This is a genomic window from Micromonospora andamanensis (genome assembly GCF_016863495.1).
In the GTDB taxonomy this organism is placed as follows: Bacteria; Actinomycetota; Actinomycetes; order Mycobacteriales; family Micromonosporaceae; genus Micromonospora; species Micromonospora andamanensis.
This window is the reverse complement of record NZ_BOOZ01000005.1, coordinates 128,814-152,439: the sequence shown is the minus strand read 5'-3', so window position 1 is coordinate 152,439 and position 23,626 is coordinate 128,814. Positions and strand designations below refer to the sequence as shown.

19 protein-coding genes are annotated in these 23,626 nt (G+C 71.7%); 13 read left to right on the top strand and 6 right to left on the bottom strand.

Translation table 11 applies throughout. From position 1 onward, the window contains the following. Positions 1 to 5 precede the first annotated feature (5 nt). Together Van01_RS07275 and sftH are read right to left on the bottom strand one after the other, a co-directional pair. On the bottom strand, positions 6 to 212 hold the full coding sequence (locus Van01_RS07275) for a hypothetical protein (RefSeq protein WP_204002479.1): 207 nt from the start codon (positions 210 to 212) through the stop codon (positions 6 to 8). Between the two features lie 106 nt (positions 213 to 318). Beyond that, positions 319 to 2,715 carry a DEAD/DEAH box helicase gene (sftH, locus tag Van01_RS07270; protein ID WP_204002476.1) on the bottom strand — a complete coding sequence of 799 codons (2,397 nt, stop codon included), beginning with the start codon at positions 2,713 to 2,715 and terminating at the stop codon, positions 319 to 321. Between the two features lie 140 nt (positions 2,716 to 2,855). Between sftH and Van01_RS07265 the strand changes: the two genes are divergently transcribed. From Van01_RS07265 to topA, 6 genes are all read left to right on the top strand, one after another. Next, positions 2,856 to 3,197 (top strand): STAS domain-containing protein, encoded by a 342-nt coding sequence (locus tag Van01_RS07265; protein ID WP_204002474.1) that lies wholly within the window; start codon positions 2,856 to 2,858, stop codon positions 3,195 to 3,197. Next, positions 3,194 to 3,631 carry an ATP-binding protein gene (locus Van01_RS07260; RefSeq protein WP_204002472.1) on the top strand — a complete coding sequence of 146 codons (438 nt, stop codon included), beginning with the start codon at positions 3,194 to 3,196 and terminating at the stop codon, positions 3,629 to 3,631. The genes Van01_RS07265 and Van01_RS07260 overlap by 4 nt, the downstream gene beginning before the upstream one ends. Positions 3,632 to 3,922: 291 nt before the next feature. After that, positions 3,923 to 6,301: a sodium-translocating pyrophosphatase gene (locus Van01_RS07255; RefSeq protein WP_204002467.1), complete on the top strand. Its 2,379-nt coding sequence runs from the start codon at positions 3,923 to 3,925 to the stop codon at positions 6,299 to 6,301. A gap of 118 nt (positions 6,302 to 6,419) precedes the next feature. After that, positions 6,420 to 6,962: a hypothetical protein gene (locus tag Van01_RS07250; RefSeq protein ID WP_099847873.1), complete on the top strand. Its 543-nt coding sequence runs from the start codon at positions 6,420 to 6,422 to the stop codon at positions 6,960 to 6,962. Beyond that, positions 6,953 to 7,723: a hypothetical protein gene (locus Van01_RS07245; protein ID WP_204002464.1), complete on the top strand. Its 771-nt coding sequence runs from the start codon at positions 6,953 to 6,955 to the stop codon at positions 7,721 to 7,723. Before Van01_RS07250 ends, Van01_RS07245 begins: the two co-directional genes overlap by 10 nt. Positions 7,724 to 8,025: 302 nt before the next feature. Next, positions 8,026 to 10,818, top strand: a complete 2,793-nt coding sequence (topA, locus tag Van01_RS07240) for a type I DNA topoisomerase (protein WP_204002461.1) — start codon at positions 8,026 to 8,028, stop codon at positions 10,816 to 10,818. 63 nt (positions 10,819 to 10,881) lie between these two features. Here the strand turns inward: topA and Van01_RS07235 are convergent, their stop codons facing one another. Together Van01_RS07235 and Van01_RS07230 are read right to left on the bottom strand one after the other, a co-directional pair. Continuing rightward, on the bottom strand, positions 10,882 to 11,832 hold the full coding sequence (locus tag Van01_RS07235; RefSeq protein ID WP_239098912.1) for a PDDEXK family nuclease: 951 nt from the start codon (positions 11,830 to 11,832) through the stop codon (positions 10,882 to 10,884). 111 nt (positions 11,833 to 11,943) lie between these two features. Next, a complete protein-coding gene (locus tag Van01_RS07230; protein ID WP_204002458.1) occupies positions 11,944 to 13,260 on the bottom strand; it encodes a D-arabinono-1,4-lactone oxidase in 1,317 nt (438 codons plus the stop codon). A 222-nt stretch (positions 13,261 to 13,482) separates the two neighbouring features. Here Van01_RS07230 and Van01_RS07225 point away from each other — a divergent pair, with 222 nt between their 5' ends. After that, positions 13,483 to 14,136 carry a TetR/AcrR family transcriptional regulator gene (locus tag Van01_RS07225; protein ID WP_204002539.1) on the top strand — a complete coding sequence of 218 codons (654 nt, stop codon included), beginning with the start codon at positions 13,483 to 13,485 and terminating at the stop codon, positions 14,134 to 14,136. Positions 14,137 to 14,180: 44 nt separating this feature from the next. Here the strand turns inward: Van01_RS07225 and Van01_RS07220 are convergent, their stop codons facing one another. Then, the gene (locus Van01_RS07220; RefSeq protein WP_204002443.1) at positions 14,181 to 15,389 is read right to left on the bottom strand and encodes an amino acid deaminase/aldolase; all 1,209 of its coding nucleotides are present in this window, start codon (positions 15,387 to 15,389) and stop codon (positions 14,181 to 14,183) included. A gap of 397 nt (positions 15,390 to 15,786) precedes the next feature. On the opposite strand from Van01_RS07220, the gene tmk reads away from it, so the two are divergent. The 6 genes from tmk to Van01_RS07190 all read left to right on the top strand — a co-directional run bounded on the left by tmk (position 15,787) and on the right by Van01_RS07190 (position 21,717). Then, positions 15,787 to 17,883 carry a dTMP kinase gene (gene tmk, locus Van01_RS07215; protein ID WP_204002537.1) on the top strand — a complete coding sequence of 699 codons (2,097 nt, stop codon included), beginning with the start codon at positions 15,787 to 15,789 and terminating at the stop codon, positions 17,881 to 17,883. Next, entirely contained in the window at positions 17,883 to 19,097 is a 1,215-nt protein-coding gene (locus tag Van01_RS07210) for a DNA polymerase III subunit delta' (RefSeq protein ID WP_204002440.1), read from the top strand. The genes tmk and Van01_RS07210 overlap by 1 nt, the downstream gene beginning before the upstream one ends. A 145-nt stretch (positions 19,098 to 19,242) precedes the next feature. Then, positions 19,243 to 19,572, top strand: coding sequence for a YbaB/EbfC family nucleoid-associated protein (locus Van01_RS07205; RefSeq protein ID WP_099847867.1), 330 nt, complete (start codon positions 19,243 to 19,245; stop codon positions 19,570 to 19,572). A 1-nt stretch (position 19,573) separates the two neighbouring features. Beyond that, positions 19,574 to 19,879 (top strand): hypothetical protein, encoded by a 306-nt coding sequence (locus Van01_RS07200; protein ID WP_204002437.1) that lies wholly within the window; start codon positions 19,574 to 19,576, stop codon positions 19,877 to 19,879. Further along, positions 19,879 to 20,583 (top strand): hypothetical protein, encoded by a 705-nt coding sequence (locus tag Van01_RS07195; protein WP_204002434.1) that lies wholly within the window; start codon positions 19,879 to 19,881, stop codon positions 20,581 to 20,583. The genes Van01_RS07200 and Van01_RS07195 overlap by 1 nt, the downstream gene beginning before the upstream one ends. Before the next feature lie 303 nt (positions 20,584 to 20,886). Continuing rightward, the gene (locus Van01_RS07190) at positions 20,887 to 21,717 is read left to right on the top strand and encodes a PSP1 domain-containing protein (protein ID WP_204002431.1); all 831 of its coding nucleotides are present in this window, start codon (positions 20,887 to 20,889) and stop codon (positions 21,715 to 21,717) included. A 110-nt stretch (positions 21,718 to 21,827) separates the two neighbouring features. Here the strand turns inward: Van01_RS07190 and Van01_RS07185 are convergent, their stop codons facing one another. Beyond that, positions 21,828 to 23,615 carry a metallophosphoesterase family protein gene (locus Van01_RS07185; protein WP_204002429.1) on the bottom strand — a complete coding sequence of 596 codons (1,788 nt, stop codon included), beginning with the start codon at positions 23,613 to 23,615 and terminating at the stop codon, positions 21,828 to 21,830. Positions 23,616 to 23,626: the final 11 nt, after the last annotated feature.

Here is a 23,626-nt window from a genome sequence, read left to right as displayed (position 1 = left end):
GCCGGTCAGCGGATGCCGTCCGCGGCTGCCCGGTGCGTCATGGTGGTCAACAACTGCTGGATGGTGCGCAGGCGTTCGTTTATCTGATCCAGTCGTTCGGCCTGGGCCAGGGTGGCTAGCGCGGTGCCCAGCGCGATCTGCTGGTTGATGTCGAGCTGCTCCTGGTCAATGGTGTAGAGCAGGTCGACGGTCTCGGCGATGGTGTCGGCCACGGCCTCTCCTCCATGCTGGCAAAGGACAACGAACGGCAAGCACAACACTCGATGGAAGCGCTCCCACAATCATTGCCCGCCGGCCCCGGATTTCATACCCGGCCGATCACTCGGGCAAATTGGCGAGTACCACGTCGAGCACCCGGATGGCGTCCGGCTTGGACAGCGGGTTGTTGCCGTTGCCGCACTTGGGTGACTGGACACAGGACGGGCAGCCGGCCTCGCAGCCGCACTCCGCGATCGCGTCGCGGGTGGCCCGTAGCCAGGACGCCGCCATGCCGTACGCCCGCTCCGCGAAGCCCGCACCCCCCGGATGGCCGTCGTAGACGAAGACGGTCGGCGCCTCGGTGTCCGGGTGCACCGCCGTGGAGAGCCCGCCGATGTCCCACCTGTCGCAGGTGGCCACCAGGGGCAGCAGCCCGATCGCGGCGTGTTCGGCCGCGTGCAGCGCCCCCGGCACGTCGGCCGGGTCCACCCCGGCGGCGGTGAGCGACTCGGGGGAGAGGGTGAACCAGACGGCGGCGGTACGCAGCTCGCGCGCCGGCAGGTCAAGTGGGCGGGTGTCGATCACCTCGCCGGTGGCGATCCGTCGCCGCTGGTAGGAGACCACCTGGCTGGTCACGTCCACCTCACCGAGGAAGAGCCCGACCGGCCCGGCGTCGACGTAGGAGCGCACCGAGACCACCGACAGCGCGGTGACGTCCCGGGCGTGGGTGGACCAGTCCGGCTCCTCGGGCCGGACCAGCGCGCATCCGTCGTCGAGGTCGAGCGAGTCGACCACGTACGACACGCCCTGGTGCAGGTAGACCGCTCCGGTGTGCAGCAGGAAGTGCGAGGAGCCGCCGTCGACAGTGCCGAGCAGCCGGCCGGTCGCCGCCTCCACCACGCAGACCGGGGCGCCGCCCTCGCCACGCAGATCCACAGCGGGCCGTTCCCGGTGCCGCCAGTACCAGCCGGTCGGTCGTTGCCGTAACGCGCCCGCCTCGACAAGCGCCTCCACCGCCTCCTTGGCGCCGGCACCGAAGAGGTCCAGGTCGGCCGGGGTCAACGGGGCCTCGGCCGCCGCGCAGGCCAACTGCGGGCCGAGCACGTACGGGTTGGCCGGGTCGAGCACTGTCGCTTCCACGGGCCTGCCGAAGACCGCCTCCGGATGGTGCACCAGGTAGGTGTCCAGCGGGTCGTCCCGGGCCACCAGCACCGCGAGGGCTTCCTGGCCGGAGCGTCCGGCCCGGCCCGCCTGCTGCCACAGCGAGGCCCGGGTGCCCGGATAGCCGCAGATCACGACCGCGTCCAGCCCGATCAGGTCCACCCCCAGTTCCAGGGCGTTTGTCGAGGCCAGCCCGAGCAGGTCGCCGTGCAGCAGCGCCCGCTCCAACTCGCGGCGCTCCTCGCGCAGGTAGCCGGCCCGGTACGCGGCCACCCGGTCACCGAGCCCGGGCACCGCCTCGTCGAGGCTGCGCCTGGCGCTTGTCGCCACCACCTCGGCACCCCGCCGGGAACGGACGAAGGCGAGCGTGCGTACCCCGGCGGCGACGGTGTCGGCGAGCAGGTCGGCGGTTTCCCGCAGCGCCGACCGGCGGACCTGGGTCAGATCGGACCCACCTGCCGGCTCCGGACCGGCGACGGACGGGTCCGGAGGGAGCAGCGGCGGTTCCCAGAGGGCGAAGGTGACGCCCGCGCGCGGCGAGGTGTCCTCGGTGATGGCCGCCACCGGCAGGCCGGTCAGCCGGCCGGCCGCCGCGGCCGGGTCGCCCGAGGTCGCCGACGCCAGCACGAACGTCGGTCCGCCGGCCCGCCCGTAGCTGGCGCACTGCCGTCGCAGCCGGCGCAGCACGTGGGCGACGTGCGAGCCGAACACACCCCGGTAGACGTGGCACTCGTCGACCACCACGTACGCCAGCCGGCGCAGAAAGCCGGACCACTGGGCGTGCCCGGGCAGGATGCCGTGGTGCAGCATGTCGGGGTTCGTCAGCACGAACCGGGAATGCCTGCGGATCCACTCCCGCTCGGCGCGCGGGGTGTCACCGTCGTAACAGGCCGGGCGTACACCCTCGATCTCCAGCGCGGCGACGGCGCGCAACTGGTCGGCGGCGAGCGCCTTTGTCGGTGCCAGGTAGAGCACCGTGGCGCGCGGGTCGGCGAGCAGCGTGGCCAGCGCCGGCAGTTGGTACGCCATCGACTTGCCGGAAGCGGTGCCGGTGGCGACGACGACGTGCCGACGGTCGTACGCCAGACCTGCCGCCTCGGCCTGGTGCCGCCACGGCGTTGTCACGCCACGTCGGGCGTACGCCGCGCGCAGGTCCTCAGGAGTCCAGGACGGCCACGGTGCCGGTACCCCGACCCGGGGCGGCACCCGCTCGATGTGGGTGACCGGATCGGCGGGGTGCCGCTGGCGTAGCCGGCGCAGCAACTCCCCGGGTGACGCGACCGGCGGGCCGCCCGGAACGGCATCGGTGGGGCGCTCGGGGCCGCTGCCGGTGGATACGGTGGCTGCCGAGGTCACGTCCTGCACTCTCGCACTGGTGTACGGAAATTGGAAATCGGCGTGCCGGGTACAGATGGACCTGGCCCGGTGAGTCGTCCGCCCGCCACCGGGGTAGTGGTTAGATGCCAACAGAGTTTACGGCTGCCTGAGGAGGACGGATGGAGCTGTCGCTGGCGACCCGCACCGTGGGTGAGCACACGGTGCTCGAGGTCGGCGGTGAGGTGGACGTCTACACCGCCCCCCGGCTGCGCGAGCGGCTCCTGGAACTGATCGACGCCGGGGCCCGGCACGTGGTGGTCGACCTGGGTCGGGTGGACTTCCTCGACTCCACCGGGCTGGGCGTGCTGGTCGGCGCGCTCAAGCGGCTGCGTACCGCGGACGGCACCTTCGCCCTGGTCTGCGACAAGGAGCCCCTGCTCAAGATCTTCCGGATCACCGCGTTGGACCAGGTCTTCCCGCTGTATCCGACGGTCGAAGCGGCGACCGGCGCCGGCAAGTGATGGCCACGGTCCGGCTCTCCTTCTCACCCGCGCCGGTGCACGTGCGTACCGCCCGCCTGGTCGGCGTCGCGGTGGCCCGGCGGGCGGGGGTCCGCGAGGACCTGCTCGACGAGGTACGCCTGGCCATCGGCGAGGCGTGCACCCGGGCGGTGGCCCTGCACCGCCAGTACGGCGTCGTCGAGCCGGTGCTCGTGGAGATGTCCGACTCCGGGGCGTACTCGGTGCGGGTGGTGGACCGGGCGCCCATCGAGGCGAGCATCGGTCTGGCCGCGCTCGACGCCGATCAGTTGGCCAACGAGTCGCTGAACGAGGACGACCTGACCACAGGTGTCGGTTTCGCCCTGCTCGCCGGGTTCGTCGAGGATCTCCAGGTGCGGCCCGTCGACGAGGGCGTCGGCACCGAGGTGCGAATGGTCTGGCCGCTCGCCCGCTGAGCGCTGCCGGCGACCCGCTGCCGCAGGATGGATCAGTTCCTATATCAGATTTCGGTTCATAACACAGCGACGGAGATCATCCAGACCCGCCGCCACCTCGGTGTGACCTCGAACACTGGGGGCGGCTAGAGTACGCGGGTTGTCAGCAAGTGATCCACCCGGCAGCCAGCGCAGATGGGCGTGGAGTCGCTGGTTCGCCGGGTGGATCGGCGCGCGCTTGCGAGTTCGCATCCAGGCGCCGGGCGGTGCGTCTCCACCGGCCGGCGCGTTGTTCGGCACAGGAGGACACAGATGTCCGACACCTTGGCCGCCGAGGGCGGCGGGATCTCCCTCACCGGAGCCAATGTCACGTACGTCGTCATCGCCGCGGTGATCGCGCTGGTCGCGCTCGCCTTCGCCGCCGCGTTGACGAAGACGGTGCTGGCCGCCGGCAAGGGCACCACCAACATGCAGGAGATCTCCGGGGCCGTGCAGGAGGGCGCCTCGGCCTATCTTCTCCGACAGTTCCGTACCCTGGCGATCTTCGTGGTGATCGCCGTGGTCCTGCTGTTCCTGCTGCCGGTGCACAACACCGACGGCAGCGAAGTCGCGGTGAAGATCGGTCGCTCGCTCTTCTTCGTGGTCGGAGCCGTGTTCAGCGCCTTCATTGGCGGCGCGGGCATGTGGCTGGCGACCCGGGCCAACCTGCGGGTGGCGGCTGCCGCCCGGGAGCGTGAAGGTGGCCGCGAGGCGGCCATGAAGATCGCCTTCCGGACCGGTGGCGTGGTCGGCTTCCTCACCGTCGGCCTGGGCCTCTTCGGTGCCGCGCTTGTCGTGTTGGTATTCCGGGGCGACGCGCCGACCGTGCTGGAAGGCTTCGGCTTCGGTGCCGCGCTGCTGGCCATGTTCATGCGGGTCGGCGGCGGCATCTTCACCAAGGCCGCCGACGTCGGCGCCGACCTGGTCGGCAAGGTCGAGCAGGGCATCCCCGAGGACGACCCGCGTAACGCCGCCACCATCGCCGACAACGTGGGCGACAACGTCGGCGACTGCGCCGGCATGGCCGCCGACCTGTTCGAGTCGTACGCGGTCACCCTGGTCGCCGCGCTGATCCTGGGCCGGGCCGCATTCGGCTCCGACGGCCTGGTGCTGCCGCTGATCATCTCCACGATCGGTGTGCTGGTCGCCATCATCGGCGTCTTCATCACCCGGCTGCGCGCCTCCGATCGCAACGGCCTGACCGCGATCAACAGGGCCTTCTACCTCTCCGCGCTGATCTCGGCGGTGCTTGTCGCGGTCGCCACGTTCGTCTACCTCCAGCCGTCGTGGGCGGCGCAGCTCGGCGACGACTGGCGGACCACCCTCGGCGTCAACGGCGGGGATCCGCTCTTCGGCCCCCGTGGTGTGGTCATCGGTGCCGTGATCATCGGTATCGTGCTCGCCGCCGCCATCCAGGCGCTGACCGGCTACTTCACCGAGACCAACAAGCGCCCGGTGCAGGACATCGGCAAGAGCTCGCAGACCGGTCCGGCCACCGTCATCCTCGCCGGCATCAGCGTCGGCCTGGAGTCGGCTGTCTACTCGGCGCTGCTCATCGCCGCAGGTGTGTTCGGCGCCTTCCTGCTGGGCGGCGGCTCCATCACCCTCTCGCTGTTCGCCGTGGCGCTGGCCGGTACCGGCCTGCTCACCACCGTCGGCGTGATCGTCGCGATGGACACGTTCGGCCCGATCTCGGACAACGCCCAGGGCGTGGCCGAGATGTCCGGCGACATCGACGAGCACGGCGCCCGGACGCTCACCGAGCTGGACGCCGTCGGTAACACCACCAAGGCGATCACCAAGGGCATCGCGATCGCCACCGCGGTGCTGGCCGCGACCGCGCTGTTCGGCTCGTACACCGACACGCTGCGGGTGGCGTACGCCGACGCCGGGGTGACCGACGTCGGTGCCGAGATCCTCAACGCGCTGAACGTGTCCAACCCGCAGAACCTGGTCGGTCTGATCATCGGTGCGGCTGTGGTGTTCCTCTTCTCCGGCCTGGCCATCAACGCGGTCTCCCGTTCGGCGGGTGCCGTGGTGATGGAGGTCCGCCGGCAGTTCCGTGAGCTGCCCGGGATCATGGACCGCACGCAGCGTCCGGAGTACGGCAAGGTCGTCGACATCTGCACCCGGGACGCGCAGCGTGAGCTACTGACCCCCGGCCTGCTGGCGATCCTGGCGCCGATCGCTGTCGGCTTCGGCCTCGGGCCCGGCGCGCTGGCCTCGTACCTGGCCGGTGCGATCGGTGCCGGCACGCTGATGGCGGTCTTCCTGGCCAACTCCGGCGGTGCCTGGGACAACGCCAAGAAGATGGTCGAGGACGGCGCGTACGGCGGCAAGGGCTCCGAGGCGCACGCCGCGACGGTCATCGGCGACACCGTCGGCGACCCGTTCAAGGACACCGCCGGCCCGGCGATCAACCCACTGCTCAAGGTGATGAACCTGGTGGCGCTGCTGATCGCGCCGGCCGTGGTGGCGTGGAGCGTGGGCGACGACCGCAACGTCGGCCTGCGGATCACCATCGCGGCGGTGGCGACGTTGATCGTCGTCGCGGCCGTGGTGTTCAGCAAGCGCAAGAGCATCGCGATGGGCGACGACGCCGACAGCGGTTCCGGCAGTGCGGACCCGCGTCCGGAGGAGATCAAAGCCTGACGGACAGGACGCACCGGTCCCCGGTCGGCAACGTCTGCCGGCCGGGGACCGCGCTCCTCTCCGGACCCGGTACCGATGACCGGTGCCGACCGCGAAGAGAAGCCGTACGCTGCAACGCATGCGTACGTGCCGGGCGGCAGCCGCCGGAAAGTTCACGGTGGTCCTGGCCACGCTGATGATGTTGGTCGCCTGCGGGTCCAGCGGCCCCAGTCCGCGCGCCTGGGCCGCCTCGGTCTGCTCGGCGCTCACCCCCTGGCGGGCCGAGATCAGCAAGTTGACGAACAGCACCGATCAGCAGATGACCGCGCAGACCACCCCGGCACAGGCCAAGGAGAACCTGGTCCGACTCTTCGGCGGTGCCGAGCAGGCAAGCGAGACCGCCCGGCGCAAGGTGGAGCAGGCCGGAGTCCCCGAGGTCGAGCACGGGGAGGAGGTCTCCGCCGGCTTCCGCGCCTCGCTCGCGTCGATGCGGGACGCCTACGGCCGCGCCCGGACCACCATCGACGGCCTGGGTACCGGCGAGGCCAGCACCTTCTACGACGGTGTCCAGGCCGCGGTGGAGACGCTCCAGCAGGAGTACGACGCGAGCGCGCTGGACACCAGCCGACTCGACTCCGAGGAGCTGAAGCGCGCCTTCGACGAGGTACCCGAATGCCGGTGAGCGGTTCCGGCGAGACACCGGCGGCGCAACAGCTGCCGGTGTCCTTCCCACCGCCCGTCGAGACGCCACAGGCGTCGCGCCGTCGTCGGCTGACCGGCCGTCGGCCCACCCCCGTCGACCCACCGACCGACGGCGACTCCCCGGCCGACCCGCCAGCGGCACCGGCCGACCCGACCGCCACCGACAGGCAACTTGTCTTCTTCGGCGCGGAGACCGGTGAACCCTCGGTGGCCGACCTCGCCGGCCTGCTCGCCGGCCCGGGTGAGGTGCACCGGATGGGCGGCACGGCCCGGTTGTCGGTGGTGGTGGCCGCCGCGTGGCGGGTGCATGTGCTCATCGGTGAGCTGGCCCAGCGGGGTGTGCGGAGCAGCTGGGCACCAACCGAGGACCAGCGCTACGCGGTACGCACCGCGTACACCCGGACGATCGTGCCGCTCGCGGCGGCCTGGCTGCGCGGCCCGACGCAGCATCCGCCGCCGGGTTTCCAGCTCGACGGCCGGCGGCTGCGTCTCTGGCTCGCCGCGGCCGGAGTGGCCGATCCGCCCGACTTCCTGCTCCGCCTCGGCGGCAGCGACCCGGCGCGGTGGGCTGTGGTCGGTGCCGCCCTGGCCACGGCCGGGCTGACCGGCGAGCTGATCGAGGCGGGGCCCGATGGTCCCGCGTACCGGATCGCGGGCAGCCGCGGCACCCGGCGGCTGGCCGAACTGGTCGGCGAGCGCCCGCCCGCGAGCCCGCCGACGGCCTGGCCGAGCCGGTTCTGACTGTCGGCGCGGCTGTCCGATGGGAGACAGCCGGGTGTCCGGGAACACAGGGAGAATCGGCCGGGTTTGACCTCCACCGAGGGGCTGCCATGGTCACAGTGGCCCGCTCGGCACCCTACCCAGGGTGTACGGTGACGCCGTCCGGCGTGACCACAGATCGTCCGGGGCGGATCGCCGCCCCCGAAACCCGAAACACGGACGGCGCGTTACGTTGGACATCCGGACCGCCGGGAACCGGTGGGACGACTGCGCCCCAAGCCGGCCAGGCGCGGCCATTGAGTGGGAATGAGGTCGAAACAGACGTGCCGAGCAACGCTGGAACCACCCGTCTGGTCATCGTCGAGTCTCCGGCGAAGGCCAAGACGATCTCGGGCTACCTGGGCCCGGGGTACGTCGTGGAGGCCAGCTTCGGGCACGTCCGTGACCTGCCCCGCAACGCCGCCGACGTGCCGGCGAAGTACAAGGGCGAGGCGTGGGCGCGGCTCGGCGTCGACGTCGACAACGGCTTCAACGCCCTCTACGTCGTCTCCGCCGACCGCAGGCAGCAGATCACCAAGCTGACCAAGCTGGCCAAGGAGGTCGACGAGATCTTCCTGGCCACGGACGAGGACCGCGAGGGCGAGGCGATCGCCTGGCACCTGGTGGAGACGCTCAAGCCCAAGGTGCCGGTCCGGCGGATGGTCTTCCACGAGATCACCAAGCCGGCGATCCAGGCGGCGGTGGCCAACCCCCGGGAGATCGACCGCGACCTGGTCGACGCCCAGGAGGCCCGCCGTATCCTCGACCGGCTGTACGGCTACGAGGTCTCCCCGGTGCTGTGGAAGAAGGTCATGCCGAAGCTCTCGGCGGGCCGGGTGCAGTCCGTGGCCACCCGCATCGTGGTCGAGCGGGAGCGGCAGCGGATGGCCTTCCGCACCGCCGAGTACTGGGACATCCTGGCCACCCTCGCGGTGACGAACCCGGGCGAGGGGCCGCGCAGCTTCAACGCCACACTCGTCGCGCTGAACGGCGACCGGATCGCCACCGGCAAGGACTTCGAGCCGACCACCGGCCGGGTCCGGCCCGGTGCCGGTGTGGTCCACCTCGACGAGGGCGGCGCCCGAGGGCTCGCCGCCCGCCTGGAAGGCCGGCCGTTCACCGTCACCCGGGTCGAGGAGAAGCCGTACCGGCGTCGCCCGTACGCGCCGTTCATCACCTCCACCCTCCAGCAGGAGGCGGCCCGGAAGCTGCGGTTCTCGTCGCAGCAGACGATGCGTACCGCGCAGCGGCTCTACGAGAACGGCTACATCACCTACATGCGTACCGACTCGGTGAACCTGTCGGACACCGCCATCGCCGCGGCCCGCCGGCAGATCGTCGAGCTGTACGGCGAGCGCAGCGTGCCGCCGGAGCCGCGCCGCTACACCGGCAAGGTGAAGAACGCGCAGGAGGCACACGAGGCGATCCGCCCGGCGGGGGACAACTTCCGCACCCCGGGCGACGTGGCCAAGGAGTTGTCGGCCGAGGAGTTCAAGCTCTACGAGCTGATCTGGCGGCGCACCATCGCCTCGCAGATGACCGACGCGGTCGGCTCCAGCGTCTCGGTGCGGATCCGGGCGACCACCTCCGGCGGCGAGGAGGCCGACTTCGGCGCCACCGGTAAGACCATCACCGATCCGGGTTTCCTGCGCGCGTACGTCGAGTCCAGCGACGACGAGAACGCCGAGGCCGAGGACGCCGAGCGCCGACTGCCGAACCTGGTCAAGGACCAGCCGCTGACCGCCGACGAGCTGGCCGCGCAGGGGCACCACACCCAGCCGCCGGCCCGCTACACCGAGGCGTCGCTGGTCAAGGCCCTGGAGGAGCTGGGCATCGGCCGTCCGTCGACGTACGCGTCGATCATGCAGACCATCCAGGACCGGGGGTATGTCGTCAAGCGTGGCCAGGCGATGATCCCGTCGTTCCTGGCGTTCGCGGTGATCGGGCTGATGGAGCGGCACTACCCGCGCCTGATCGACTACGACTTCACCGCCAGCATGGAGAACGAGCTGGACGAGATCGCCGGTGGCGACCACGCCGCCGTCGACTTCCTCACCGCGTTCTACTTCGGCACCACGAACGGTGCCGGCGACCAGGACATCGCCCGCTCCGGCGGGCTGAAGAAGCTGGTCACCGAGAACCTCAGCGACATCGACGCGCGCAGTGTCAACTCGATCCCGCTCTTCACCGACGACGAGGGGCGTGAGGTGGTGGTGCGGGTCGGCCGGTACGGGCCGTACCTGCAGCGCCGGTTGCCCGGCGAGGAGCAGGCACCCGCTGCGGAGGGCGAGGAGGGCACCACCCCGGGCGACCGGGCACCGATCCCGGAGGGGCTGGCACCGGACGAGCTGACCCCGGAGAAAGTGCACGAGCTGTTCCTCGGCGGCGGGGGCGAACGCAAACTGGGCGACGACCCGGCGACCGGGGAGCCGATCCTGCTCAAGTCCGGCCGGTTCGGCCCGTACGTGGCGAGCGGCGAGCGCAAGTCGTCGCTGCTGCGCTCGCAGTCGCCGGATTCGCTCACCCTCGACCAGGCGCTCAAGCTGCTCAGCCTGCCCCGGCTGATCGGGGTCGGCCCGGACGGCGCGGAGGTGTTCGCCAACAACGGCCGCTACGGCCCGTACGTCAAGCGTGGTGACGAGTTCCGTTCGCTGGACTCGGAAGACAAGATGTTCACCGTCACGCTTGACGAGGCGCTGGCGTTGCTCGCCGCCCCGAAGACCCGCCAGCGGCGGGCCGCCGCCCCGCCGCTGCGGGAGATGGGCGCCGACCCGCTGACCGAGAAGCCCCTGGTCATCAAGGACGGCCGGTTCGGCCCGTATGTCACCGACGGGGAGACGAACGCCTCATTGCGGCGCGGCCAGACGCCCGAGGCGTTGACCCTCGAGGAGGCGTCCGAGATGCTCGCCGAGAAGCGGGCGAAGGGTCCGGCCCCGAAGAAGAAGGCTGCCGCCAAGAAGGCCCCGGCCAAGAAGGCCACCGCCACCAAGGCCACCAAGGCCACCGCGAAGAAGACCCCCGCGAAGAAGACCCCCGCCGCCAAGTCCACCCCCGCCAAAGCCCGCACCACCGACTGACCGCGCCGAATCTTGGTCCGAAACCGCCCCCTGCGGGGCGCTGGCGGACCAAGATCTGCGTCGTCAGGGGTGCCAACCCGCCGCTGTCAGGGCGGTGCGGAGTTGGGTGATGACCTGGATGGGTGCGTGGCGGATGGCCCAGGCCGGGAAGCGGAGTACCCAGTCGCCGCGCTGCCACAGGTCGTTCTGCCGGCGCATGTCCGCCCATGCCGTGGCCGGATGGAGATGCTGGCCACCGTCGATCTCCACCAGAACTCCCCACTCCTCGAACAGCGCGTCCAGGTAGCGGCGCCGTCCGGCGGCATCCCGCCGGACGGCCTGCCGGGTCGGCTGGGGCAACCCGGCGCGCCGGACGAGGGCGAGGAACTCCAACTCCGGCAGGGAGTGAGCGCCACCGGCCGCGTCGGCGGCCGTCTGCCGGATCAGGCTGCGCCGCCGGGCGCGGGGCAGCCGATCGAGTACGCGCTGGACATCGTCGCCGCCGACGAGGCGCTGCTGAAATCCGGCCGCGATGATGGCACACGCCTGATGGTCATCGACAGCCCATTGCGCTGCGTCCACGATCGACCGAGCCGGCATCGTCCGACGCGGTTGCCCGACGTGGAGAACGTCCTCGTCGGCCAGAATGGTGGTGCGGTGCACCTGGACACCGGGTGGCATCGCACGCGGCCGGTGTCCGGCCGGTATGAGCAGGTGCACGAATCCGTCGTCATGTCTGCGCAGGCCCCATGCCCGGGCGGCGCTCAACCCACCGAGCATCGCCGCCGGACCGGCGGACAGAACGGCGATCCACGGCAGTTGCGTAGGTGTCAACGGACCGTTGTGCGTCAGGTAAACGGCTCGATGCACCTGCCGCCACCGACCGGACGTGACCCGGTACCGGATGGCCTTTGGCGACAGGTGCTGGCGGGCCTGATCGAGGCTGAGCACCTGCTCCTGGTGGAACAGCAACCAGGTCAGCTCATCCGCGTCGTCCCGTGGTGGGACCGACGCCCATCCTCGCCGACTCCCCATGCCACCACCCTGCCGGGCACCTTCTCCCCGCGCTGCCCCTGTGGACAGCCGGCGGATCTTGGTGCGGAAGTGCCCCCTGGAGGGCGGGTTCGGACCAAGATCTCGGTGTGCCTAGCCGAGGAGGGTGGACAGGTAAGGGGTGGTGAGGGTGTGGTGGGGGTCTAGCTGGGCGCGGATCTGTTGGAAGTCGGGCCAGCGGGGGTAGGCGGCGGCCAGCGAGGCGGCGTCGCGCCAGTGCAGCTTGCCCCAGTGCGGTCGTCCACCCAGCCCGGTCGCCACCTTCTCGAAGGCCCGGAAGTACGGCTCGTACGGCATACCGACGTACTGGTGCAGGGCGAGGTACGCCGAGTCGCGGCCGTAGGAGTGGGACAGCCAGATCGGGTCAGCGGCGGCGAACCGTACCTCGACCGGGAAGAGCACCTTGAACGGCAACCCGTCGATGATGTGCCGTACCGCCTCCAGCGCCTCAGCCAGGGCCTCGCGCGGCAGCGCGTACTCCATCTCCAGGAAGCGGACCCGGCGTGGGCTGCAGAACACGGCGTCGGAGCGACCCGTGTAGCGGCGCTCGCTGAGCGCCCGTGCGGAGATCGCGCTGATCCCCGGTGCCAGGCCCGGTACGGCCCGGCCCAGCCGGCAGGCTCCGGCGAAGACGGTGTTGGCCAGGAAGTCGTCGTCCAGCCAGCCGCGCCAGCGGGACAGCGGACGGTCGTCGACGGGCACCCGGTCGTTCGTCTTGAGCTGCACCCGGGTGGTGTACGGGAACCAGAAGAACTCCAGGTGGTCGTGCGCGTCGACCAGGTCGGGCAGCTGCGCCAGCACGTCGTCGAGCGTCGCCGGGCGTTCGTGTGCCAGCAGGACGAAGGCGTCCACACAGCGCAGCGTTACCTCGACGAGTACGCCGAGTGCGCCGAGCGAGACGCGGGCCGCGTCGAACACCTCCGGATGCTCCTCGGCGGAGCAGCGCAGCACCTCTCCGGTGCCGGTGACCAGGGTCAGCGCCTCGACGAAGGTGGCCAGACCGCCGAAGGCCGCCCCGGTGCCGTGGGTGCCTGTGGAGATGGCCCCGGCCACGGTCTGCGCGTCGATGTCACCGAGGTTGGGCAGGGCCAGCCGGTGACCGGCGAGTAGGGCATTCACCTCCCGCAGCGTCATTCCGGCCGGTACGGTGACGAGGCGCCGATCGATGTCCACGCGTACGTCGATGGCGAGTCGGGTGAGGTCCATCCGCTGCCCGTCGCTGACCGCGACGGGGGTGAAGGAGTGGCCGCTGCCGACCGGGCGGATCCGCTCACCGGCTGCGGCGGCACGTCGGACCTGTTCGGCGGCCTCGTCCACCGAGGACGGCCGTAGTACGGCGGTCGCCACGCCGCGTTGGTTGCCCGCCCAGTTCGACCAGGCGGCGGTCCCGGTGGCGGTGCTCTCGACCATGCCCGCTCCTAAAGATGAATATGAACCGAATTCATATCAGGAACGTTGTCCCTGGTAAACACCGCAATCGAGGTCCGCTCGTTGTACCGGTAGTCACGGACTCGTGACGTGCAGATATGTTCATCCGTCGAGAGGGGGTGGCGAGTGTCCACTTCAGCCGCCACGACCGGGCCACTGCGTCGAGTACCAGTGCAGGGTCGTAGTGTCGCGCGGGTCCAGCGGATGCTGGACGCCTGCGCCGAACTCGTCGACGAGGTGGGGTACGAGGGGCTGACCACCACCCTGCTCGCCGAGCGGGCCGAGGTGGCGATCGGGTCGGTCTACCAGTTCTTTCCGGACAAGCGGGCGATTGTGCAGGCGTTGACGCTGCGCACGATGGAGTCCTACCTCCAGCGGCTCGATGAACGCTTCGCCTCGGACGACCTGACCCACTGGTGGGACGGGGTCGATGCGGGGATCGATGAATACATCACGATGCACCGCACCGTTCCCGGGTTCCGTACCCTGCACTTCGGCGACGTGGTCGACCTGCATCTGCTCGATGAGCAGCGGGACAACAACGGGGTGATCGCTGATCAACTTGCCCGGGTGCTCACCGAGCGGTTCGGGCTGGCCGACGTGCCGGACCTGCGTTTCCATCTGGAGATCGCGGTGGAGGCGGCCGACTCCCTGATCAAGCTGGCGTTCCGGCGCAAGCCGGACGGGGACGACCGGGTGCTGACCGAGGCGAAGGCCCTGATCCGGGAGTACCTGCACCGGCAGGTAAACGCGCGGGGTGATGCCGGCCGTCGGCCGGTGGTGCAGCCCGCGAAGCCGGCCGACGACCAGATCGTCGCCGACGCCGAGCCCGCGCAGCCGGCCGCCCAGCCCGCCTGACACCGATCCGGTCAGCCGGCCGGGCGGCCAACCGGACCGGGCGGTCAGAGGAAGGCCCGACCCTCGCCCCGGTAGGTGGGCACGGTGGCCACCACCTGGTCACCGTCCACCAGGTGCAGCTCGTTCACCCGCTCACACAGCTCGCCCGACTTCGCGTGCCGGAACCAGACCCGGTCGCCGATACGCAGGTGGGCGGCGGGTGGGCCGGTCAGTGGGGTCTGCACCTCGCCGGCACCTTCGGCGCCGAGCAGGCTGAGCCCGTCGGGCAGCCAGGGTCGGGGCAGCCGACTGCGGTCGGCCGAGCCGGAGGCGATCCAGCCACCACCCAGCACGGTGGCCAGGTCCGGCGTCGGGCGTCGGACCACCGCGCAGGCGAAGAAGGCCGCCGGAGTGGGGCGCCAGGCGCGGTACGCGTCGAACAGCGTCGGCCCGTACAGGCCCGATCCCGCGGTGATCTCGGTCACCGCGGGATCGTCGCCGGTCGCGGCCACGCTGCCGGTGCCGCCGCCGTTGACGAATTCCAGGTCGGCGTGCTCGCGTACGGCGGCCACCGCCGCGCTCCGGCGGACCAGCAACTCGCGGTACGACAGGCGCTGGGCCAGCCGGATGGCGTTGCCGAGCGCCGCCCGCCCGGGCGGTGCGTCGCCCAGGCCGGCGATCTGCGCCTCGTACGACATCAGCCCGACCAGCCGGAAGCCCGGCCGGCGGGCGACCGTGGCGGCCAGCCGGCCGGCCGCCCGCGCGCTGTGCACCGGCGAGCGGCGGACGCCGACATGCACCCGCCCGCCCAGCAGCCGCCATGAGGCGTCCAGGTCGAGGCAGATCCGTAGCTCGGACCGGCGCGCGGGAGGCGACACCGAGTCGCAGAAGTCCAGCTGATCCGGATCGTCGACCATCAGGGTGATCGCGGCGGCGAGCCCCGGATCGTCGCCCAGTCGGGCGAGCGCGCCCCTGTCGACTGTGGGGTAGGCCACCAGCACGTCGGCGCTGATCCCGCTGCCGACCAGCCAGATGGCCTCGGGCAGGGTGAACGCCATCACCGCGTGCCAGCCCGGTCGGGCCAGCGCACGGGCGACAAGGTCGCGGCTGCGTACCGATTTGCTGGCGACCCGCAGCGGCTTTCCGCCGGCCCGGTCGACGAGCGCGGCGGCGTTGGCGTCGAAGGCGCCGAGGTCGACCACCGCGTACGGCGGATCGAGGTGCGCGGTCGCCCGGTCCAGCCGGTGGCGCAGATTCTCGCTGTCGGTGGCCACGTGTGCACGCTAACTGTGAAACGGTTAATGCGAAATACCCTCGCGTCTGCGTTGCCTGGGTCGGGCTGGCCACGGCGGCCTAGGCTCGGCGAGCAGGCGGTGCAGGACGGGAAGACGTCCATACCGGGTCTAGAGTGTTCCACCGGGGGTGCCCAGCGATGGGCCGGCACGTGGAGGTACGGCCATCGAAAGCGAGTTCAACGGCGAGTCGTCCGGCGTGTCGCCGTCAAAGGACCAGCCCGCCGGCCCAGCCGACCAGTCCACCCGCCCGGCTGGACGCGACACGACCGGCCGGTCCGGTGGTGCCCCGAACCAGCCTGGCAAGGCGGGGCCACCGAGCCCGTCGGGCGGATCCGGCAGCCAACCCGACCTGACCGGGTACGGTGCGATCCGCTCGGTGCTGCGCATCCGGCCGTTCCGCAGGCTGTGGATCGTGCTCGGCGCGGCCTCCTTCGGTGACTGGCTCGGACTGCTCGCCACGAGCGTCTTCGCCGCCGCCCAGGTGGAGGGAAGCACCGCCAAGGGTGCGGCCTTCGGCGGCGTGATCGCCATCCGGCTGTTACCCGCCCTGCTGCTCGGCCCGGTCGCCGGAGTGCTCGCCGACCGGTTCGACAGGCGCTGGACGATGGTCATCTGCGACCTGCTGCGGTTCGTGCTCTTCGCCTCCATCCCGCTCTACGCGTTGACCGGGGCCAGCGGCGCCCGGGTGGTCAGTTGGGCGGCGATCGCCACCTTCCTGATCGAGACGGTCACCCTGCTCTGGATCCCGGCCAAGGAAGCCGCGGTACCGAACCTGATCCCACGGGCCCGGCTGGAGTCGGCGAACCAGCTCACCCTGATCACCACGTACGGCCTGACCCCGGTCGCCGCCGCGATCCTGCTCGCCTCGGGCGACGGCATCGTCCGGGGCGCCACCGGCGGCGAGATGCCGGACTGGGCCCAGCCGGCCCAACTCGCGCTCTGGTTCAACGCCTTCTCCCGGCTCGCCACCGCCGTCGTGGTGGCCTTCGGCATCAAGGAGATCAGCCAGGGTCAGACCGACGAGCAGGAGCGCACCGAGCAGAGCATGATGCGCCAGTTCACCGAGGGCTGGAAGTACATCGGTCAGACTCCGCTGGTGCGAGGGCTGGTCCTCGGCATCCTCGGCGCCTTCGCCGGCGGCGGCATCGTGATCGGCACGGCCCGGTTCTTCGCCGACTCGCTCGGCGCCGGTGACGCCGCCTTCTACCTGCTGTTCGGCGCGATCTTCATCGGCCTGGCGATCGGCATCGGCCTCGGGCCGATGATCGTGCGGGAGATGTCCCGACGCCGCTGGTTCGGCATGAGCATCGTGTTGGCCAGCGCCTCGGTGATGACGCTCGCCTTCGCCATCCACCTGTCCATGGCGCTTGTCGGCGCGGTGTTCGTCGGTGCCGGTGCCGGAATGGCCTTCCTCTCCGGCACCACCCTGCTCGGCGGTGAGGTCGCCGACGAGGTTCGCGGCCGGGTCTTCGCCGTGGTGCAGATCGGTACCCGGCTCGTGCTGATCCTGGCCATCGCGCTTGGCAGCCTGCTGGCCGGCGTCGGTGGCTCCCGCACGCTCACCATCGCCGACCTCGGCATCTCCGTCTCCTCCACCCGCCTGCTGCTGCTCGCCGCCGGCGCGGCCGGAATCTTCGCCGGGATCAGCGCCTTCGGGCAGATGGACGACAAGAAGGGCGTGCCGGTCCTGGCCGACCTGTGGGGGTCGATCCGGGGCCGCCCGCTGATGCCGGCCGAGCCGTTCGTCTCGGCGGGACTGTTCGTCGTCTTCGAGGGCGGCGAGGGTGCCGGCAAGTCGACCCAGCTCGGCGAGTTGGCCGAGCTGCTCCGTGGCCAGGGCCGGGACGTGGTCGTGACCCGGGAGCCGGGTGCCACAGGCGTCGGTGCCCGGATCAGGTCGCTGGTGCTCGACACCACGCCGGAGGAGGCCCCCTCCCCACGCGCCGAGGCGCTGCTCTACGCCGCCGACCGGGCACATCACGTGGCCACGGTGGTCCGACCCGCCCTGACCCGGGGGGCCGTGGTGATCAGCGATCGGTACGTCGACTCGTCCCTGGCCTACCAGGGCGCCGGCCGGACGCTCCCGGTCGACGAGGTGTCCTGGCTCTCCTCCTGGGCCACCGGTGGGCTCAAGCCCGATCTGGTGGTGCTGCTCGACGTCGATCCGCGTACCGGCCTGTCCCGGGTCGCCGCGCGTGCGGAGAGCGCCGACCGTCTGGAAGCCGAGTCGATCGCCTTCCATGACCGGGTCCGCTACGCCTTCCTCGATCTCGCTGCCGCCGACCCGAAGCGTTACCTGGTGCTCGACGGCGCCCGCCCGGCCGAGGAGATCGCCAAGCGGGTCGCCCGTCGGGTGGAGGAACTGCTCGGCAGCCCCGACGGGGTCGAACACCCGGGCCCGGCCCACGGCCCGGACACCTCGGTGCAGCCCGAGTTATCCCCGTCGGAGCTGGTGACGACGGAGCGGAGCTGATGCCGGACGCCTTCGCCGACCTGGTCGGGCAGGACGAGGCGGTGGAAACGCTGCGCCGGGCCGCCGCCGCTGCCGCCGCGGTGCTGCGCGCCACCGGCGAGCCCGAGGTGGCCGGCGGCACCGACCCGGGCGGGGGAATGACCCACGCCTGGATCTTCACCGGTCCGCCCGGCTCGGGCCGGTCGGTCGCGGCGCGGGCCTTCGCCGCAGCGCTCCAGTGCGTCCACGGCACCGGCTGCGGCGAGTGCCCCGGCTGCCACACCACCCTCGCCGGCACCCATGCCGATGTCCGCCTGGTGGTGCCCGAGGGGCTCTCCATCGGGGTGAACGAGATGCGGGCTCTGGTGCTCCGCGCGGCCAGTACGCCGTCCGGTGGGCGCTGGCAGGTCGTCATCATCGAAGACGCCGACCGGCTGACCGAGGCGGCCGGGAACGCGCTGCTCAAGGCGGTGGAGGAGCCTCCGCCGCGAACCGTCTTCCTGCTCTGTGCGCCGTCGACCCACCCGGACGACATCTCGGTGACCATCCGGTCGCGGTGTCGGGTGGTGCCGCTGCGCCAGCCGGCGGCCGAGGCGGTGGCCGACGTGCTCGTGCGTCGCGACGGGATCTCCCCGGAGGTGGCCCGCTGGACGGCCGCCGCCACGCAGGGCCATGTGGGGCGGGCCCGGCGGCTGGCCCGTGATCCGCAGGCTCGGGCCCGGCGGGAGGCGGTGCTCGCGGTGCCGCGTCGGCTCACCGGGGTGGGAGCCGCCTTCGACGCGGCGTCCGCGCTGATCGAGGCCGCCGAGGCGGAGGCCGAGGCATCGGTCGCGGAGGTCGACGCCGCGGAGCGCGCCGCGCTGGAGATGGCGCTCGGTGCCGGCGGCACCGGCCGGGGCGCGGCCAGCGCCGCCCGGGGCACCGCCGGGCAACTCAAGGATCTGGAACGACGCCAGAAGTCGCGGGCGACCCGGGCCCAGCGGGACGCGCTGGACCGGGCTCTGGTGGATCTCGCCGCCTTCTACCGCGACGCGCTGACGATGGCACTGGGTGCACAGGTGTCGCCGGTGCACCTCGACACCGCCGAGCTGGCCGAGGCGGGCGCTCGGAGCTGGCAGGCGGAAGGTGCGTTGCGTCGCCTGGAGGCGGTGCTCACCTGTCGGGCCGCAATCGACGCCAACGTCAAGCCCCGGATCGCCGTCGAGGCGATGATGCTCGCCCTCTGGAAGGGCTGACCGCCGCCGCTCGGCGTCCCCGGTCGCCCTGTAGCCGGACCGTTGCCCACAGCCATCGACAGGCGCAATTCGCGTGCGGTACGGTCCGGTGTGCCGTGGTGACGGTAGCGGCACGCACAGTGATGAAACCGGGAGGAGTCCGGCGATGCCGCGGGGTGAGATCGACGAGGCGTGGATTGAGGAGGCGGTCCGGCGCTACCGCCGCATCGAGTCTCTCCAGGCCGAGTTCGACCAGGCCGTGGCGACGGTCGAGGTCACCGTCCGCTCGCCGGACGGGCTGGTCGAGGTGGTGGTGACCGCCGGTGGCCGGATCACCGACGTGCGATTCCTCGGCCCCCTGCACGCCCGGGCGCCGCGCGACGTGGCCGACTCGGTGCGGGCCGCGGTCACCGCCGCCGCCGACGCTGCGGAGTGGGCCAGGGAAAAGCTGCACAACGAGACCTTCACTGCCTACCGACCGCTGACGGGGGCCTGAGATGGACAGCCTTCGCACCCTGGCCGGCCGCCTCGACGAGGCGAGCGCCACGCTTACCGCGCTCTCCCGATCGGTCACGGCCGGCGACCCGGCGCAGGTGGCGTTCGGCGCCGACGCGCCGGGCCGGGCCGGCGAGGTGGGTCGGGCCCTGCACCGGCAGTGGGTGGCCGCCACCGGCGACCGGGCCCGGGAGGCGCACACCGCCGCCGCGCAGGTGGCATCCGTGGCCGCCGCGCTGCGCAACGCGGCCGACCGATACTCCGACGCCGACTCCGCCGTCTCCCGGCGGCTCGCCGGTGAGGCGTGATGGATTTCCTCGACCGGCTCGCCGAGCCCGGCCTCGACCTGTTGGGGCGGGTCGACACGCTGCTCGCGGCCGGTGCGCCCGAGGGGCACCGGGTCTGGCCGCTGTTGCGCCGGATGCAGGTGCTGCCCGGTGACGCGCTACGCGGCTTCCTCGAACTGCGGCCGGGGCCGTTGGCCACCGCCGGGCACGCCGTGCGTCGGCACGTGCACGGCTACGACCACGCCTGCGCCGCGCTCACCGATCCGGTGCTCTGGTCCGGTTCGGCGGCCATGGCGTACGGCCAGTCCCGGGCGGCGCTGTTGCGGCATCTGGACGAGGGCCCCGAGAGCCTGGTCGGCCGACTGGAGGCCACTGCCGGCTACGCCGACGCGTTGGCCGACTGGGTGGAAGGCAGTCGGCTGGCCGTCGCCCGGGCGCTAGCCGAGGTGATCGGCTCGACCGAGGCGGTGGCCGTCGTCGCCGCCACGTCGGTCCGCCCCAAGGCGGCGGACGCCGCGCCGGCCAGGTCGGGTGGGATCGCCGCCGCCGAGATCGGTGCCCGGGTGCTTGCGGTGCTCTGCGTCGCGTACGACGGAGCGGAGACCCTGTTGCGGCAGTGGGCACCGAGCCTGGCCGAGTCTCCGTGGCGACCGGGTGGCGGGCGGTTCCGGCCGGACACCGGTGGTGGCCCGGCCGGTGGCCGGACGACCCGCGTCGGTTGGTGAGGCCCGCAACAGGCGCACGGCGTCGCTCGCGGACACCCTCCCGGGCGGCCCGTCAGCGACGCCGTGACCTTCCCTGCACCCCCCGCAGGTCTGCCTCCACTCAACGCTGTTCGGCTCGGTCTTGTCCCGCCCGCGACGCAGGTTTCAGCCGTCCGGGCGGCATCGTCGTACCGGTAGCCGGGATGGGGATCGGTCAAGTCGACAACCGTGGATGGCTACCTGGCCAGGGCGGGCGTTGTTGTCCCGGTCGAGCCGAGGCGGAGTCCAGGCGGTGATCCGGCTCGCGCGACGTAGGGTGAGGCAATGGGCATGCTGTGTGCGGTCAGCTTCCAGCGGTACGGGCGCCTCTACTACCTGGACCCCGGTGACCTCCGACCGCAGGTGGGCGACAAGGTGCTGGTGCCCACCGATGACGGCCCCGAGGTAGCGGAGTGCGTGTGGGCGGCGCAGTGGGTCACCGAGGAGACAGCGGGCTTCCCTCGGCTGGCCGGGCTGGCGCAGGACGAGGACCTGCGCCGCGACGAGGAACTGCGGCGGCGTAAGGCCGAGGCGAAGGTGGCGGCGAAGCGGCTGATCCGCGAGCACGGGCTGCCGATGAAAGTGGTGGCGGTCGACCACGTGCTCGGCAACGGCGAGGGGGGTGGCGAGCGCAGCACCATCTACTTCACCGCCCCGCACCGGGTGGACTTCCGCTCCCTGGTCCGCGATCTCGGTGCGACCCTGCACTGCCGGGTGGAGTTGCGCCAGTTGTCGGCCCGCGACTCCGCGCGGGTGCAGGGCGGCATCGGCTCCTGCGGGCGGGATCTCTGCTGCGCCACCTTCCTGAACGACTTCGAGCCGGTCACCATCCGGATGGCCAAGGACCAGGATCTGCCGCTCAACCCGCTGCGTATCTCCGGCGCGTGCGGTCGGCTGATGTGCTGCCTCAAGTACGAACATCCGCTGTACCAGAAGTTCCAGGAGTCCGCCCCGGCGATCGGCGCCCGGGTGACCACGCCCGAGGGCGAAGGCCGCGTGGTCGGCCACAGCGTCCCGATAGACGCGGTCACCGTCCGCCTGGACGCCGACGGCTCGCGCTCCCGGTGCTCCCGCGCCGACGTCTGCGGCTCCCGCCGCGCCTACGACACCCGCTGACCCCACCCCCGCGCTCCACCCCCTGCCAGTCCGCGTCGATCATGAGGTTGGCGGCAGTCTCATAGATCGACATCGCCGCCAACCTCATGATCAACGGTATGGGTGGGTGGTCAGGTGAGGGTGATGGGGGGTTCGGCCAGGCGGGGAGCCAGCGGGGTGGTGGGGGTCAGCCAGGAGGACTCGGGGGACTGGTCGGGGTTGACCTGCCAGTCGCGGGTGACGCGGTCGACGGCGATCGGGTAGAGCGTGAGGGTGCCGTCGGGGTCGATCCGCATCCTGACGAAGCCCTTGGCGTCCTCGATACCCTGCCCGGCGAACAGCTCGTTGACGTTCACCCCGAAGGAGCTCGCGAGCAGCAGGTAGGCGGCCACCAGCTGGCTGGCCACCAGCCCGATGACCGGCAGGTAGACCACTGCCGCAGCCACCGCCGGCAGCGGCCACGACCAGTCGTGGAACGGCAGGGCCAGCCAGGCCCAGGTGCCGGCGGCAGCGAGCCCGACATGCGACAGCCCGTGCCCGACGCCGAGAATCCAGTGCCGGGCGTGCCGCTTGCCGCTGGAACTCGGCGGTTTCGCGAACATCGCCGCCGCGAGCACCGTCACCAGCACCATCATCACCAGCGGCACACTGAACAGCCGCTGCTCGGAAGCCTCGGAACGGAAGTCGGTCACGCCGGCCATGGAGAGCATCAGCAGGGTCTGCAGGACGCCCAGCAGCGTCGAGAAGCCCGGGTTGCGGCGCGGCAGCCGGGCGAAGATCCCCCAGCCGTACCGGCGGGAGCGGGCGGCGTCGGGGTAGCGGCCCGCCAGGTCGTACGCCCGGGACGGGCTGGACCGTCGGGCCAGGGTGTCCCGTGGCGGTACCTCGATGCGTTCGGGCAGCTTGTGCGTGGGGTACAGGTACGCGCCGCCGCTGCCGCAGGTGACCAGTTGCCGACCGTCCGGCCCGGTGTACCGCGCATAGTGGTGCAGGTCGCCGGAGATCAGCAGGCGGACCTGAGCGCCGGTGGGCGCGACGATGGTTCGGATGAAGTAGTCGATCGAGTCGTACGCGGTCGGCTGGTCGACGGCCTTCACCCAGGCCGGAGCCGGCACCGCCAGGATCACCCGGCTCTGCGGCCCGAGCCGCTTCGCCACCGCATCGAAGTAGGTGAGCTGCGGGTCGTCGACGTACGAGCCGGACTGGTCGTCGAGACCCAGCAACCACCAGTCGGCCGGCAGTTCGGCGGCGAAGTACGACCGGGACTGGCCGGTACGCCAGCCACCGAAGTGCCGGTCCCGGGTACGGACGAACAGCCGCAGGAACGCCGTCAGCCCGTCGTACCAGTCGTGGTTGCCGGGCACCGCGAAGATCGTCGGCTGCTCCGGTGGGGTGGCCGGCAGCGCCGCCTGGTACGGCCCCTTGCACCGGTCCTCGTACGCCGCGTACTCCGCCGACGGGTAGACCTGGTCACCACCCATCACCAGGGTCTGTGCCCGGGGCAGCCGGTGCCCGTCCACGGTGATCTCCCGCTGGGCGAGCAGGTACGCCACGGAATAGGTGGCGTTGAACCCGTCACCCAGGTCGGCGACGTAGTCGAGCCAGAGCCCCCCGTCCGGCCCCACCTGCCGGGAGATCTCCGCGTCCAGCGCCTTCTGGAGTTCCCGCTTGTCCAGGTACGCCCCGAACAGCATCGCCAGCAGCGTACGCAGGCCGGTGCTGATCAGCAGGAACGGCGCGAGCCACGGCACCGGCTTGCGGGGCGTGAAGCCCAGCTCCAGCGGATCGGTGCTGCGGGGCCGCCGAGACGCCCGGCCACCTGCCGCCTCCCCGGCGTACGGCCCCGGCGGTTGGGGCCCGCCGCTGGACGGCGGCCCGGCATCGACCGGTTCGTCGCGAGGGGTGTGATCGTCGGTCATTCGCCGCAGCG